Source organism: Nocardioides sp., from assembly GCF_051876515.1.
Lineage (GTDB): Bacteria > Actinomycetota > Actinomycetes > Propionibacteriales > Nocardioidaceae > Nocardioides.
The window spans coordinates 1-14,799 of the sequence record NZ_JBJEHY010000074.1 but is presented as its reverse complement, the minus strand read 5'-3'; the positions used below and the strand labels follow the sequence as shown (position 1 = coordinate 14,799).

Here is a 14,799-nt window from a genome sequence, read left to right as displayed (position 1 = left end):
CGACCTCGGTCCTGGCCGTGGAGGTGCTGGCCAACAACGAGGGCGCCGGCGTGCTGTGGTGCGACGGCCGCAGGACCGTGGACCTGGCGCCCGGGGCGCGGATCGAGGTGCGGCAGGGCGTGCGCCCCGTGCCACTCGTACGCCTGCACGAGGCACCGTTCACCGACCGGCTGGTCGCGAAGTTCGACCTTCCCGTGGCCGGCTGGCGGGGCAACGCCGAGCGTCGACGTGAAGGGACCGAGCAGGGTGCTTGAGGAGATCCGGATCAAGTCGCTCGGGGTGATCGAGTCCTCGACCCTCGAGCTGGGGCCGGGACTGACGGTCATCACGGGCGAGACCGGCGCCGGCAAGACCATGGTGGTGACGGCCCTCGGCCTGCTGCTGGGCGGTCGTGCCGACTCCGGTGCCGTACGCACCGGTGACACCCACGCCCGCGTCGAGGGGGTGGTCGCCGTCCAGCACCTTCCCGGACTGGCTGACCAGGTCGAGGAGGCCGGGGGAGCCGTCGAGGACGGCGAGGTCGTCCTGGCCCGCAACGTCGCCGCCGAGGGGCGCTCCCGCGCCTGGGTGGGCGGCGCCGCTGTCCCCGTGGCGTCGCTGGCGCAGGTCGCCGAGCCGCTCGTCGCCGTCCACGGGCAGTCCGACCAGCACCGGTTGCTGCAGCCCGGGAGGCAGCGGGGCGTGATCGACCGCTTCGGCGGGGAGCGGGTCGCGGCACTGCTCGAGAACTGGCGTGCCGACCACACGGCTCTCGGCGAGGTCGAGAAGGAGCTGATCGACGTCCGCGACAACGCGCAGGCACGCGCCCGCGAGGCCGACCAGCTGCGGTTCGCGCTCGACGAGATCGAGGCCGTCGACCCCCAACCGGGCGAGGACCTCGACCTGGCCGGTGAGGAGAGCCGGCTCGGGCACGCCGAGGAGCTGCGTACCGCCGCCGACCAGGCACACGAGGCGCTGAGCAGCGACGCGGGTGGACCGGACGCCAGCGCCACCCTCGGCGCCGCCCGGGCGCACCTCGACGGGGTGCGCGCGCACGACAGCGACGCCGCGGCCCTGGCCGACCGGGCCGCCGAGCTCGGCTACCTCGTCGCGGACCTGGCGGCGGACGTCGCCTCGTACGCAGCCAGCCTGGAGACCGACCCGTCCCGTCTGGCCCACGTCAGCGAGCGACGCAGCGCCCTCCTCGGACTGACCCGCAAGTACGGCGACAGCGTGGAGGAGGTCCTCGCCTGGGCCAAGGAGTCGGCCCAGCGCCTGCTCGGGCTCGACGACACCGATGCCCGGATCGACGAGCTGCAGGCCCGCCGTACGGAGCTGCGGGACCGTCTGGCCGTCACGGCCGCCGCGTTGAGCGAGGCCCGGCAGGCCAGCGGGGAACGTCTCGCCGCCCAGGTGCAGGCCGAGCTGGCCGGGCTCGCCATGCCGCACGCCCGCATCGAGGTGAGCGTGACCCGGACCGAAGTGCCTGATCCCGGGGAGGACCCGCCCACCACGGCGCTCCTGGTCGACGGCACGTGGGTGCGTGCTTCCCGCCACGGCGTGGACGACGTCGAGATCCTCCTCGCGGCCAACAAGGGGAGCGCGGCGCGCGCCCTGGGCAAGGGCGCGTCGGGCGGTGAGCTCTCCCGCGTGATGCTCGCCCTGGAGGTGGCGCTCGCGGGGACCGGTGACGTGCCGACGTTCGTCTTCGACGAGGTGGACGCCGGGGTGGGCGGCAAGGCGGCCGTCGAGATCGGCCGTCGGCTCGCCGCGCTGGCGCGCACCTCCCAGGTCCTGGTCGTCACGCACCTGCCGCAGGTGGCCGCGTACGGGGACCGCCACGTCGTGGTGCACAAGGACCACGACGGGTCGGTCACCACCTCGGGCCTGGTCACCCTCGACGAGGACCAGCGCGAACGCGAGCTCTCGCGGATGCTGGCCGGCGTGGAGGACTCCGAGAGTGCCCGCGCGCACGCCCGGGAGCTCCTCGAGGCCGCCGCGCCCGAACGGGCGTGCCTCCCGAAATAGGGCCCCGGGGCCTGACAGCATGGGGCACGCCATGAAGTTCCCCACGCGTCAACGCCCGACACCCACCCTGCCCGGAGTCGCCGGCACCGCGAGAGTCGAACGTCGGGCCGCACGGCTCCTGACGCGTCTCCGGCCGGGCGACATCGCCGTCCTCGACCACGTCGACATGGACCGTGCCCTCGCGCAGTCCCTCATCGACGCCGGGGTCGCGGCCGTCGTCAACGCCTCGCCGATGAGCTCGGGGCGCTACCCCAACCTCGGGCCGGACCACCTCGTGCAGGCCGGCGTGCCCGTGCTCGACCAGATCGGCGCCGACGGGTTCGCCCGCGTCCGCGACGGAGACCCTGTACGCCTCCACGAGGGTGCGCTGCACCTCGAGGACGGCAGCGCCGTCGAGGGGCGCACGGTGGACGCCGACGTGGTGGCCGACGAGATGCAGGCGGCCCGTGAGGGGCTGACCGCCCAGCTGGAGAGCTTCACCCACAACTCCACGGCCTTCCTCAAGCGGGAGCAGGACCTGCTGCTGCACGGTCACGGGGTGCCCGCACTTCCGCACGCGGTGGACGGACGGCCGGTCGTGGTGGTCGTGGACTCCTACGACTGGGCCCAGGAGCTGAAGGGACTCAAGCCGTTCCTGCGGGAGCAGAAGCCGACGGTGATCGCCGTCGACGGCGCGGCGCAGGCGCTCAAGGGCGCCGGACGTCCTGCAGACGTGGTGGTCCTCTCGAGCCCCGACCAGACGGTGGGCGCCGACGTGCTCCGCAAGGCGGACCTGGTGATCGTCCTCGTCGAACGCGGTGCCCCCCGCGGGGTCACCGAGCCGCTCGAACGCATCGGAGTGCAGGCAGTCCGCTTCGAGACCAGCGCGACGGCCGAGGACGCGGCGCTCATCCTGGCCGACGCCGCCGACCCGTCCCTGATCGTCGGCGTCGGCATGCACGCAACCCTCGACGAGTTCCTGGACCGCCGCAGGCCCGGGCTCGCGAGCACCTTCCTGACCAGGCTCAAGGTCGGGCCCCGACTGGTGGACGCCGCGGCCGTTCCCACGTTGTACGACGGCGCGGTGCGCCCGCGCCACGTGGTGGGGCTCGGGATCTTCGGCGCCGCACTCGCCGCCGTGGCCGTGGCCGTCACCCCCGTCGGCCAGGAGTGGGCCGCCGATCTCGGCCCCTGGCTCGGCGACATCTCCGACTACGTACGAGGACTCTTCGCGTGATCACCTTCCGACAGCACGTCGTGACCATCATCTCCGTCTTCGTGGCGCTCGCCGTGGGAGTCATCCTCGGCAGCGGGCCGTTCTCGGAGGTCGCCGAACGTACGACGGAGAAGCCCGCGGTGGCGGACCGTACCGACACCCGTGCCCTGGAGTTCGGGGCGACCTTCGCCGAGGACGTCAGCCCCCGGCTCGTCGACGGCGTCCTGGAGGACCAGGGCGTCGCGATCGTCACGTTCGCAGGCGCCGACGAGGACAGCGTCACCTCCCTCACCGACCTGGTGGGTCAGGCCGGCGGCGTCGTGACCGGCACCTACCGACTGACCGAGGCGTTCGCCGACCCGGGCCAGAAGTCGCTCGTGGACACCCTGGGCTCCCAGCTGCTGACCCAGCAGGAGGAGGGCACCGTCGACTCGGCCGCCTCCACGTACGTGCGGATCGGACAGCTGCTCGGCCGTTCCATCGCCGTCCCGGACGCCGACAAGGTCAACGACGAGCTGCCCGCCTTCGAGGGGACCACCAAGGCGAACGTCCAGGCGATGGTCGGGGCGGAGCTGGTGGAGGACCCGGGCACGGTCGAGAGCCGCGCCTCGCTGGTCCTGGTCGTCCTCGGCGACACGCCGAGCGCCGAGGGCGGGGACGCGATCACCTCGGGCTTCCTCGAGGGTCTCGACGCGACCGCCCTGGGCGTCGTGGTCGCGGGCAACTCGAAGGACGGCGACGCGGGCCAGCTGGCTGACCTCCGCGCGGTCGCGGGCCTGACCGAGGTCGCCACGGTCGACGGCGTTGAGCTGGCCGGCGGCAGGGCGGCAGCCGTGCTGGCGCTGGCGCACGTGCGCAGCAACGAGGGTGGATCCTTCGGTGCGTCGGGATCCGACGGAACCGTTCCGGTCCTGTAGACTTGAAGTCCGTGAAGAGTTCCACGCTGACCAAGCACGTTTTCGTGACCGGAGGCGTCGCCTCCTCGCTCGGCAAGGGGCTCTCGGCCTCCAGCCTCGGAAGTCTGTTGAAGGCGCGCGGCATGCGCGTCACGATGCAGAAGTTGGACCCGTACCTCAACGTGGACCCGGGGACGATGAACCCGTTCCAGCACGGTGAGGTCTTCGTGACCGAGGACGGGGCGGAGACCGACCTCGACATCGGCCACTACGAGCGGTTCCTGGACACCAACCTGAACCAGATCGCCAACGTGACCACCGGTCAGGTGTACTCGAACGTGATCGCCAAGGAGCGTCGCGGCGAGTACCTCGGTGACACCGTCCAGGTGATCCCGCACATCACCAACGAGATCAAGGACCGCATCCTCGCGATGGGCGGCCCTGACATCGACGTGGTGATCACCGAGGTCGGCGGGACGGTCGGCGACATCGAGTCGCTGCCGTTCCTCGAGGCCGCGCGCCAGGTCCGGCACGAGGTCGGCCGTGACAACTGCTTCTTCATCCACGTCTCCCTGGTGCCGTACATCGGCCCGTCGGGCGAGCTGAAGACCAAGCCCACGCAGCACTCGGTGGCGTCGCTGCGCTCCATCGGCATCCAGCCCGACGCGATCATCTGCCGCGCCGACCGGGAACTGCCCGAGGGCATCAAGCGCAAGATCGCCCTCATGTGCGACGTCGACGAGGAGGCCGTGGTCACCGCCGCGGACGCGCCCTCGATCTACGACATCCCCAAGGTGCTGCACCGCGAGGGCCTCGACGCGTACGTCGTGCGCCGCCTCGACCTGCCGTTCCGCGACGTCGACTGGACGCGCTGGGACGACCTGCTGCGCCGCGTGCACCACCCCAAGGAGGAGGTGACCGTCGCGCTGGTCGGCAAGTACATCGACCTGCCCGACGCGTACCTCTCGGTCAGCGAGGCACTGCGTGCCGGCGGCTTCGCGCACGAGGCCAAGGTCCAGATCCGCTGGATCCCCTCGGACGAGTGCGCCACCGAGGCCGGTGCCGCCAAGCAACTCAGCGACGTCGACGCCGTCTGCGTGCCCGGCGGGTTCGGCATCCGGGGGATCGAGGGCAAGCTGGGCGCCCTGAACTACGCGCGGACCCACGGGATCCCGACGCTCGGCCTGTGCCTGGGTCTGCAGTGCATGGTCATCGAGTACGCCCGCTCCGAGGCGGGCATCGAGGGTGCCGCGTCCACCGAGTTCGACCCGAACACCCCCGAGCCGGTCATCTCCACGATCGAGGAGCAGAAGCAGTTCGTGGAGGGCGCGGGCGACCTCGGCGGGACCATGCGTCTGGGTGCCCAGAACGCCGACCTGCGGCCCGGCTCACTCGCGGCGACCGTGTACGGCGCGACGACCGTGTCGGAGCGTCACCGCCACCGCTACGAGTTCAACGACGCGTACCGCACCCGCCTGGAGGAGGCCGGTCTGGTCTTCTCCGGCACCAACCCGGAGAACGGTCTGGTCCAGTTCGTCGAGCTGCCGACCGAGGTGCACCCGTACTACATCGCCACCCAGGCGCACCCCGAGCTGAAGTCGCGTCCCACACGGCCGCACCCGCTCTTCGCCGGGCTGGTCGGCGCCGCGATCGCGCGTCAGAAGGAGCTCCGCTTCCCGATCGACGAGAGCGGTCTGCACGCCGAGGTCAATGACGAGGCCTGAGCCCCGAGCACGAAGGAGCCGCCGTCCCGATCGGGACGGCGGCTCCTCTGCGTTGCTGACCTGGGGTCAGAGGGTGCGGGCCCGCAGGATGCGGGAGAGCACGAACCCGTTGGTCTTCAGCTGGGCCCGCGCGTACGCGCTGAGCGCGGTGTCCTGTGCCGCCTCCTGCGCGGCCGCCAGGAACTCCGCGTCGCCCGCACCGAGCGGGAACATGGCGCGGATGATCAGACCCTGGTTGAGCAGGCCGCCCTTGAGCGTCCGCAGCTCCTCCAGGTACCGGTGGGCGAAGGGGCGGAGCAGGTCGACCTGGCCCGGACGCCAGAACGTCGAGCCCAGGACCAGCGTCTCGCGGCTCGAGGGGACCGCGTAGTCCACGAAGAACGCCCGCCAGACCTCCTCCTTGGCCTCCGCGTCAGGACGGGCGGCCAGCACCGCGAGACGGCGCATCGGCGCGTCGGGGTCGGGGTCGCTGGCCAGCAGGGCGTCGGTGGCCGCCTCGTCGTACTGGTCGAGCTCGGCGCGGCGCACGGCCACGCGCCACGCGAGGTCGTTGTCGGCGGCTCCGGCGACCGCCTCGTCCAGCACCGCCCAGTGCGAGTCCGAGGAGGCCGAGGCCGCCAGTGAGCGCAGGGCAGCCTGACGGTGCTCGGGCTCGGCCGCCTTGGCCGCCGCGGCGTCGGCGAAGGCAGCCAGGAGGGCAGGGGCCTCGTCCGAGGGAGCCCACCGCTCGGCCACGGTCAGGCCGAGCGAGAGCAGCGGCTCCACCAGGGCGCTGCTGGTCTCGGTGCGCAGGGCCCGGCTGAACGCAGAGGCCACGTCCCGGGGGGCAGCCTCGCCGAGCAGCAGCAGCTGCATGGCGGTGTTGACCACCAGCGCGCGGTCAAGCGGCTGCGGCAGGTCCGGCAGCCGCTCGAGCATGAGCCTCCGCGACGTGGCGTCGGGGCGTACGGCGGCGAAGGTGAGGTCGCCGGCGTTCACCAGGCGCAGGTCGCCCTCAGGCAGGTCGAGCCGGGCGGAGTCCCCCTCGAGCTGGACCCCGACGGTCCCCGTACGCGTGAGGTCGGCGTCGAACACCGTGACGTCGAGCCGGTGCGGACGCGCCTGCTGGCCCTCGGGTGCCTGCACGCTCAGCAGGTCACCCTCGAGCGAGATGACGTCCGTCCCCGCCAGGTCGAGCCACGCGGACGTCCAGCCGGACAGGTCCCGACCGGCGGCCCGTCCGTACGCGCCCATGAGGTCGGCGAGCACGGTGTTGCTGAAGGCGTGGCGTGAGAAGTAGTCCTTGAGGCCGGCGACGAAGGCGTCCTCGCCGATGTAGGCCATGAGCTGGTGCAGCACGCTCTGGCCCTTGACGTAGGTGATCGAGTCGAAGTTGGCCATGGCACCCGACACGTCGGCGACGTCGCTGCGGATCGGGTGGCTGGCGGGACTCATGTCCATCTCGTACGCAGGACGCTTGTGCTGGGCCAGGAACGTCGCCCACTGGTCGGAGAACTCCGTGGCGCGGGCCATGCCCCAGTTGGCCGCCCACGAGGCGAACGCCTCGTTGAGCCACAGGTCGTCCCACCACTGCATGGTCACGAGGTCGCCGAACCACATGTGGGCCATCTCGTGCAGGATGAACTCGGCCCGCGTGGCGCGCTGCGCGTGCGACGGCGGCGTACGGAACAGCTGGCCGTCGCCGTAGGTGACGCAGCCCCAGTTCTCCATGGCCCCACCGAGGTTGGGGACGAAGACCTGGTCGTAGCGCTCCTGCGGGAAGGGGTAGCCGAACTGCTCCCCGAAGAACGCGAGGCCCTGACGCGTCAGGGTGACCATCTCGTCGAGGTCACGCTCGAGGTGGGGACGCAGCGACTGGCGGCAGTAGAAGCCGAGGTCGTACCCGTCGTGCTGGACACGCACCTCGTGGAACGGGCCGGCGTTGACCACCACGACGTACGTGGACAGCGGCGGCGTGTCGGCGAAGCTCCAGGTCCGGCTCCCGTCGCCAGCCGAGTCCACGGCGTCGGGGGCCGAGTTGGAGACGACCGTCCACGACTCGGGCGCCAGCGCGGTGAAGCCGTGCGGGGCCTTGAGGTCGGGCTGGTCGAAGCAGGCCCAGAGCCGGCGGGCCTCGTCGGCCTCGAGCGAGGTCCACACGTACACCAGGCCGTCCGAGGGGTCGACCGTGCGCAGGATGCCCTCGCTGGCGCCCGTGTTGGTGGTGCTCGCCTCGACGACCAGGACGTTGTCGGCGGCCAGGGCCGGCAGCGGGAGCCTCCCGCCGGCGGCCCCCGACACGTCGATGTCCACCCCGTTGAGGGTGGCCCGCGCGATGTCGCCGGCGCAGTCCACGAAGGTCGTGGCGCCGGGCTCGCGGCAGGAGAAGGAGATCGTGCTCACCGACGAGAAGAGGTCACCTTCGAGGAGGCCGGTGAAGTCCACGTGGATGTCGTAGCGCTCCACGGTGAGGAGCGCGGAACGGGCCGAGGCCTCGTCGCGGGTCAGACTGGTCAACGTCATGGGTGTGACGTTACCGACAAGTTGGGCGCGCGCTAACGTCGGCGGCATGCAGACACCTGAACGCCCCGGTTCGGAGCTCCGTGACCTGCCCGCGCAGTGGCCCGTGCTGTCGTCGGAGGTCGTGTACGAGAGCGGGTGGGTCATCGACGTGGTCGAGGACGTCATCACCCGTCCCGCGCACCCGGAGCCGACGTTCACCCGCGTCCGGATCTCGCACCCCGGTGCGGTCATCGTGCTGGCGGTCGACGACGAAGAACGCGTCCTGTGCCTGCGCCAGTACCGCCACATCTCCCACCACGAGTTCGTCGAGCTCCCGGCCGGTCTGCGCGACGCCGGGGACGAACCGCCGGTGGAGACGGCCAAGCGTGAGCTGCGCGAGGAGGCCGAGCTGGCTGCGCGGGAGTGGCGCCAGCTGCTCAGCACGTTCCCCAGCGCCGGACTGACAGACGAGGTGCACGAGATCTTCCTCGCGCGCGGCCTCAGCCACGCGCCGCGCGGTGACTTCGAGCTGGAGCACGAGGAGGCGGAGATGGAGGTCTTCTGGACCCCGATGGCCGGCCTCCTCCAGGCCGTGCTCGACGGACGGGTGCGTCAGGGACCGCTCGCGCAGGCGGTGCTGGCGTACGAGGTGCTGAAGGCCCGCGGCGAGTTGTGACGGGCCCGTGGGCGCGGTCTGGGACCCCACCCACTCCGGCGACTCCGGCGGAAAGGTCTGGACGCGGTCCCTTCCCCCAGGAGTAGCCTCCGAACACAGCGCCCCGCAACGGCGCGGGGGCACCGTCAGGAGGCCTCGATGAAGATCGGCGTTCCCACAGAGGTGAAGAACCGCGAGTACCGGGTGGCGCTCACCCCGGTCGGCGTGCACGAGCTGGTGCGGCGTGGGCACGAGGTGCTCGTGCAGCAGGGTGCCGGCGTCGGCTCGCAGATCCCGGACGACGAGTACGTCGCGGCCGGGGCCAGGGTGGTCGCGCAGGCCGACGACGTGTGGGGCGGTGCGGACACCGTCCTCAAGGTCAAGGAACCGGTCGCCGAGGAGTACCACCGCCTCCGCGAGGGTCTGACCCTGTTCACCTACCTCCATCTCGCCGCCGACAAGCCGTTGACGGAGCAGCTGCTGTCCAGCCGGGTGACGGGCATCGCGTACGAGACCGTGCAGCTACCCTCGGGCACCCTGCCGCTGCTGTACCCGATGTCGGAGGTCGCCGGCTGTCTCGCGCCGCAGGTGGGCGCCATGAGCCTGCTGAAGGCCAACGGTGGGCGCGGAGTGCTGCTGGGTGGCGTGGGTGGCGTCGCCAACGCCAAGGTCGTCGTGATCGGCGCGGGCGTGGCCGGTCAGAACGCGGCGAACATCGCCCTCGGCATGGGCGCCGACGTGACGCTGCTCGACACGGACCTCGACAAGCTGAGGATGAGCTTCTGGCGGTACAACAACCGCGTGCACGGGCTGGCCTCGTCCAGCCTCGCGATCGAGCAGCAGGTGCTCGAGGCCGACCTGGTGATCGGGTCCGTGCTGGTCCCGGGCGCCGCGGCTCCCAAGCTGGTCAGCAACGAGCTGGTCTCGCGGATGAAGCCCGGCTCCGTGCTCGTCGACATCGCCGTCGACCAGGGCGGCTGCTTCGAGGACACCCGGGCCACCACCCACGACGACCCGACCTACGAGGTCCACAACTCGATCTTCTACTGCGTGGCGAACATGCCCGGCGCGGTCCCGAACACCTCGACGTACGCCCTGACCAACGCGACCCTCCCGTACGTCGTCCAGCTCGCCGAGCGGGGCTGGCGCGACGCGTTGCGCGCCGACCCGTCGCTGGCGCTGGGGCTGAACACGCACGACGGGCAGCTCACCAACGCTCCCGTCGGCGAGGCGGTCGGGCTGCCCTCGGTGGACGTGGGTACCGTCATCGCGTGAGCGAGTCGTCCGTGGTCCAGGCAGTACGCACGTACCTGGACCATCTGACCGTGGAACGGGGCCTGGCCGCCAACACGCTCTCGTCGTACCGACGCGACCTCCGCCGCTACGTGGGCTTCCTCGAGCTGCGCGGGGTCACCGGCCTCGACGAGGTGGGGGAGCAGACCGTGCTGGACTTCCTCGCGCACCTGCGTGAGGGCGACGCCGACCACCAGGCGCTCAGCGCGACCTCGGCGGCCCGCACGGTGGTCGCGGTGCGCGGCTTCCACAAGTTCGCGGTCATGGACGGTCTGGCCACGCACGACCCGGCCAGCGAGGTCAAGCCGCCGGCCCAGGCCAAGCGGCTCCCCAAGGCGTTGCCACTCTCCGAGGTCGAGGCGATCCTCGACGCCGCGGGCGCGCCCGAGACGCCGCTCGCGCTGCGGGACCGGGCGCTGCTGGAGCTCCTGTACGGCACCGGTGCCCGGATCTCGGAGGCCGTGGGCCTCGACGTGGACGACCTCGACACCGTCGACGCCACCGTGCTGCTGCGCGGCAAGGGCGGGAAGCACAGGATCGTACCGGTGGGTCGGTTCGCGCTGGACGCGGTGCAGGCGTACACGACCCGGACGCGCCCCGACCTGGTGGTGCAGGGGTCCGGGACACCGGCGCTCTTCCTGAACTCCCGCGGCGGCAGGCTCTCCCGGCAGAGCGCCTGGGCGGTGCTCGCGAAGGCGGCCGACCGGGCCGGCGTACGCACCGGGGTGTCCCCGCACACGCTGCGCCACTCGTTCGCCACCCACCTGCTCGACGGCGGTGCCGACGTGCGCGTCGTGCAGGAACTCCTGGGGCACGCGTCGGTGACCACGACCCAGGTGTACACACTGGTCACCGTTGACAACCTGCGAGAGGTCTTCGCGACCGCGCACCCCCGAGCACAGGGCTGAGGAGCTGACCTGAGCAGATGACATCGCCACGCCTCGACGAGCGGGTCCCCACCGGCACGGACCCGGACGGCGTCTACGACGCCTACACCGGCTGGGTCGCCGACCAGGGGCTGGAGCTGTACCCGCACCAGGACGAGGCGGTGATGGAGCTGCTGGCCGGCAACCACGTCATCCTCGCCACGCCGACGGGGTCGGGGAAGTCGATGGTGGCCCTGGGGGCGCACGTCGCCGCGCTCGCGCAGGACAAGGTGAGCTTCTACACCGCTCCCATCAAGGCCCTGGTGAGCGAGAAGTTCTTCGCGCTCATCGACGTGTTCGGCGCCGACAACGTCGGGATGCTGACCGGCGACGCGGCCGTCAACGCCGACGCCCCGATCATCTGCTGCACCGCCGAGATCCTGGCCAACCTGGCGCTGCGCGAGGGCCGTTCGGCCGACGTCGGCCTCGTGGTGATGGACGAGTTCCACTACTACGCCGAGCCCGACCGCGGGTGGGCCTGGCAGGTCCCGCTGCTGGAGCTGCTCGACGCCCAGTTCCTGCTCATGTCGGCCACGCTCGGCGACGTCACCGAGCTGTCGGAGGACCTGACCCGGCGTACCGGCCGGGAGGTCGCCCTGGTCGCCGACGCCCCGCGACCGGTGCCGCTGGACTTCCGCTACTCCTTGGAGCCGATGGCCGAGACGCTCGAGGAGCTCGTCTCCACCAACCAGGGACCCGTGTACGTCGTGCACTTCACCCAGGCCGCCGCGGTGGAGCACGCGACCTCGTTGCTCTCGGCCAGCGGACCCCGGGCGACCCTGGCGGCGAAGGTCGACAAGGCGGCGCTCGCCGACAAGATCGGCACCTTCACCTTCGGCAGCGGCTTCGGCAAGACGCTGTCGAAGCTGGTCCGTTCGGGCATCGGCGTCCACCACGCGGGGATGCTGCCCAAGTACCGACGGCTCGTCGAGCAGCTGGCGCAGGCGGGTCTGCTCCAGGTCATCTGCGGGACCGACACCCTGGGCGTGGGGATCAACGTCCCGATCCGTACGGTGCTCTTCACGGGCCTGGCCAAGTTCGACGGCAGCCGCCAGCGGGTGCTGCGCACGCGCGAGTTCCAGCAGATCGCCGGCCGTGCCGGACGTGCCGGCTTCGACACCGCCGGGTACGTCGTGGTGCAGGCGCCCGAGCACGTCATCGAGAACGAGCGGGCCAAGGCCAAGGCCGCGGCGAAGAACGCCGCCAACTCGAAGAAGAACTCCAAGGCCCAGCTCAAGAAGGCCCCCGAGGGCGCCGTGGTGTGGAGCGAGCAGACCTTCGACAAGCTGGTCGGCGGCGAGCCCGAGCGGCTCGTGTCGCGGATGAAGGTCGACAACGCGATGCTGATCAACGTCGTCTCCCGCGAGGAGGACGCGTTCGGTGTGCTGCGGCGGCTGCTCACCGACAACCACGAGGACCGCCGCCAGCAGGTCAAGCTCGCCCGGCGGGCGCTGAGGCTGGCGCGCAGCCTCGTGCGTACGGGGGTGCTGACCCGGCTCGAGGAGCCTGACGAGTTCGGGCGCAGGTACGTCATGACCGTCGACCTGCCGCTCGACTTCGCGCTCAACCAGCCCCTGGCGCACTTCGCGCTCGCCGCCTTCGACGTGCTGGACCCCGAGTCGGACACGTACAGCCTCGACGTGCTGTCGGTCGCGGAGTCGGTGCTGGAGGCGCCCCGGCAGATCCTCTTCGCCCAGCAGTTCGCCGCCCGCGGCGAGGCCGTGGCCGAGATGAAGGCCGACGGGATCGAGTACGAGGAGCGGATGGCGCTGCTCGAGGAGATCACCTGGCCGCAGCCGCTCGCCGACCTGCTCGGCGCCCTGTTCGAGATCTACCGTCAGACCCACCCCTGGCTCAGCGAGGACGCCCTGTCGCCCAAGTCGGTGGTGCGGCAGATGTGGGAGCAGGGGATGGGGTTCACCGACTTCGTCTCCCGCTACCAGCTGGCCCGCTCCGAGGGCCTGGTGCTGCGCTACCTGACGGATGCGTACCGGATGCTGCGGCACACGGTCCCCGAGGCCGTCCGCACCGACGAGTTCGAGGACGTCGTGGAGTGGCTGGGGGAGACCATCCGCCAGACCGACTCCTCGCTGCTCGACGAGTGGGAGTCGCTCGTCGACCCCGCGCACGCGGTGGAGCGTCGCGAGGAGTCCACGGCGCCGACGCGTCCGCTGTCGAAGCAGGCCCGGCCGTTCGCCGTGATGATCCGCAACGCCATGTGGGCGCGGGTCGACCTGATGTCCCGCGACGACCTCGACGGCCTGGTACGCCTGGAGCGTGCGGCCGCCGACCGGGTCGAGCCGGCGCGGCAGGTCGTGGTCGGCCGGAGCGTGTGGGACGAGGCGCTGGAGTCGTACTTCACCGAGCACGACTCGCTCCTGGTCGACGCCGACGCCCGCGGACCGTCCCTGCTGCACGTGGGTGAGGAGAAGCGGGGCATCCCTGCGGGGGCGGACGGGGACGTGGTCGCCCGGGTGCGCGTGGTGCGCCAGACGCTGCACGATCCCGAGGGCCACCACGACTGGGTCATCGACGCCGTGGTCGACTGCGACGCCTCCGACGAGGCGGGCGAGCTGGTGCTGGCGACGACGGCGGTGCACCGCCTGTGAGAGGTCGTCGGTTGTGCACAGGGTTCTGCACAGGTGACACGGTGCCTGTGCACTCCACGGTGGCCCAACTCACAGATTTGTGTCACCAGCCAGTCGATCCGCCCCCCGGTGTTGTGGGGCACCGTCGCGGACACCTAGGCTCGCGCGAAGCGAGTCCTCGGAATCGGAGTCGAGATGTCGACAATGGCCGTACCCTCGCGGAGGTCCGTCCCGCAGACGTACGTCAGGAGAAGCCATGGTTGATGCAGGTCACCACGGATCGTTCCCGACCGGAGGTGCGGCGCCCGAGGTGCCGCCCAGGGTGGCCCCGCCGACCAGGACCCCAGCACCAGACCATTCCGTCCGAAACGAGCACTCCGTGACCGAACCCATCCCGTTCCCGCGCCTCGACGAGGCCCGGTCCGCCGGGGCCGAGGTGAAGCTGGGCCCGACCGGGCGCCCGATGCCGGTCTTCCCCGAGCCGCGCCCCGTGCGTGAGGGGACCCGTGCCCGGGTGGTCGCGATGTGCAACCAGAAGGGTGGGGTCGGCAAGACCACGACCACCATCAACCTGGGCGCCTCGCTGGCCGAGTACGGGCGCAAGGTCCTCCTCGTCGACTTCGACCCGCAGGGCTCGCTGTCGGTGGGGCTGGGGCTCAACCCGCACGACCTCGAGCTCACCGTCTACAACCTCCTGATGGAGCGCGACGTGGACCTCGACGAGGTCGTCGTCCCCTCGGGCGTGCCCGGCATGGACCTGCTGCCCTCCAACATCGACCTGTCGGCCGCCGAGGTGCAGCTCGTGCACGAGGTTGCCCGCGAGCAGACGCTGCAGCGGGTCCTGGAGCCGGCGCTGTCCCAGTACGACGTCATCATCATCGACTGCCAGCCGTCGCTGGGTCTGCTCACCGTGAACGCGCTGACCGCCTCGGACGGCGTGATCGTCCCGCTGGAGTGCGAGTACTTCGCGCTGCGCGGCGTGGCCCTGCTGAAGCAGACCATCGACAAGGTCCGCGAGCGCCTCAACCCCCGTC

10 protein-coding genes and 1 pseudogene are annotated in these 14,799 nt (G+C 71.4%); 10 read left to right on the top strand and 1 reads right to left on the bottom strand.

Translation table 11 applies throughout. The features are described 5' to 3' along the window. From ppnK to ACI379_RS04780, 5 genes and pseudogenes are all read left to right on the top strand, one after another. A pseudogene (gene ppnK / locus ACI379_RS04800) lies at positions 1–254 on the top strand (NAD kinase); the annotation flags it as partial. After that, positions 229–2,007: a DNA repair protein RecN gene (gene recN / locus ACI379_RS04795; RefSeq protein ID WP_439790928.1), complete on the top strand. Its 1,779-nt coding sequence runs from the start codon at positions 229–231 to the stop codon at positions 2,005–2,007. The pseudogene ppnK and the gene recN, both read left to right, overlap by 26 nt. 31 nt (positions 2,008–2,038) lie before the next feature. Continuing rightward, positions 2,039–3,223 (top strand): putative cytokinetic ring protein SteA, encoded by a 1,185-nt coding sequence (gene steA, locus ACI379_RS04790; RefSeq protein ID WP_439790927.1) that lies wholly within the window; start codon positions 2,039–2,041, stop codon positions 3,221–3,223. Next, entirely contained in the window at positions 3,220–4,119 is a 900-nt protein-coding gene (locus ACI379_RS04785) for a copper transporter (RefSeq protein ID WP_439790926.1), read from the top strand. Before steA ends, ACI379_RS04785 begins: the two co-directional genes overlap by 4 nt. 11 nt (positions 4,120–4,130) lie before the next feature. Further along, the gene (locus tag ACI379_RS04780; protein WP_439790925.1) at positions 4,131–5,822 is read left to right on the top strand and encodes a CTP synthase; all 1,692 of its coding nucleotides are present in this window, start codon (positions 4,131–4,133) and stop codon (positions 5,820–5,822) included. Between the two features lie 66 nt (positions 5,823–5,888). Here the strand turns inward: ACI379_RS04780 and pepN are convergent, their stop codons facing one another. Beyond that, positions 5,889–8,324: an aminopeptidase N gene (gene pepN / locus ACI379_RS04775; protein ID WP_439790924.1), complete on the bottom strand. Its 2,436-nt coding sequence runs from the start codon at positions 8,322–8,324 to the stop codon at positions 5,889–5,891. A 46-nt stretch (positions 8,325–8,370) separates the two neighbouring features. On the opposite strand from pepN, the gene ACI379_RS04770 reads away from it, so the two are divergent. The 5 genes from ACI379_RS04770 to ACI379_RS04750 form a co-directional block, all read left to right on the top strand. Then, positions 8,371–8,979, top strand: coding sequence for an NUDIX domain-containing protein (locus ACI379_RS04770; RefSeq protein WP_439790923.1), 609 nt, complete (start codon positions 8,371–8,373; stop codon positions 8,977–8,979). Positions 8,980–9,117: 138 nt separating this feature from the next. Next, a complete protein-coding gene (ald, locus tag ACI379_RS04765; protein ID WP_439790922.1) occupies positions 9,118–10,233 on the top strand; it encodes an alanine dehydrogenase in 1,116 nt (371 codons plus the stop codon). Continuing rightward, positions 10,230–11,159 (top strand): site-specific tyrosine recombinase XerD, encoded by a 930-nt coding sequence (gene xerD / locus ACI379_RS04760; protein ID WP_439790921.1) that lies wholly within the window; start codon positions 10,230–10,232, stop codon positions 11,157–11,159. The genes ald and xerD overlap by 4 nt, the downstream gene beginning before the upstream one ends. Before the next feature lie 17 nt (positions 11,160–11,176). Further along, positions 11,177–13,786 (top strand): DEAD/DEAH box helicase, encoded by a 2,610-nt coding sequence (locus ACI379_RS04755; RefSeq protein ID WP_439790920.1) that lies wholly within the window; start codon positions 11,177–11,179, stop codon positions 13,784–13,786. A gap of 442 nt (positions 13,787–14,228) precedes the next feature. Further along, positions 14,229–14,799 (top strand): ParA family protein (locus ACI379_RS04750; RefSeq protein WP_439790929.1); only part of this gene is annotated, 571 nt, incomplete at its 3' end.

What these genes read in the sequence shown, in the direction of transcription:
- steA (WP_439790927.1), top strand. Translation starts at nt 2,039, where the DNA reads ATGAAGTTCCCCACGCGTCAACGCCCGACACCCACCCTGCCCGGAGTC.
- pepN (WP_439790924.1), bottom strand. Translation starts at nt 8,324, where the DNA reads ATGACGTTGACCAGTCTGACCCGCGACGAGGCCTCGGCCCGTTCCGCG.
- ACI379_RS04770 (WP_439790923.1), top strand. Translation starts at nt 8,371, where the DNA reads ATGCAGACACCTGAACGCCCCGGTTCGGAGCTCCGTGACCTGCCCGCG.
- ald (WP_439790922.1), top strand. Translation starts at nt 9,118, where the DNA reads ATGAAGATCGGCGTTCCCACAGAGGTGAAGAACCGCGAGTACCGGGTG.
- ACI379_RS04755 (WP_439790920.1), top strand. Translation starts at nt 11,177, where the DNA reads ATGACATCGCCACGCCTCGACGAGCGGGTCCCCACCGGCACGGACCCG.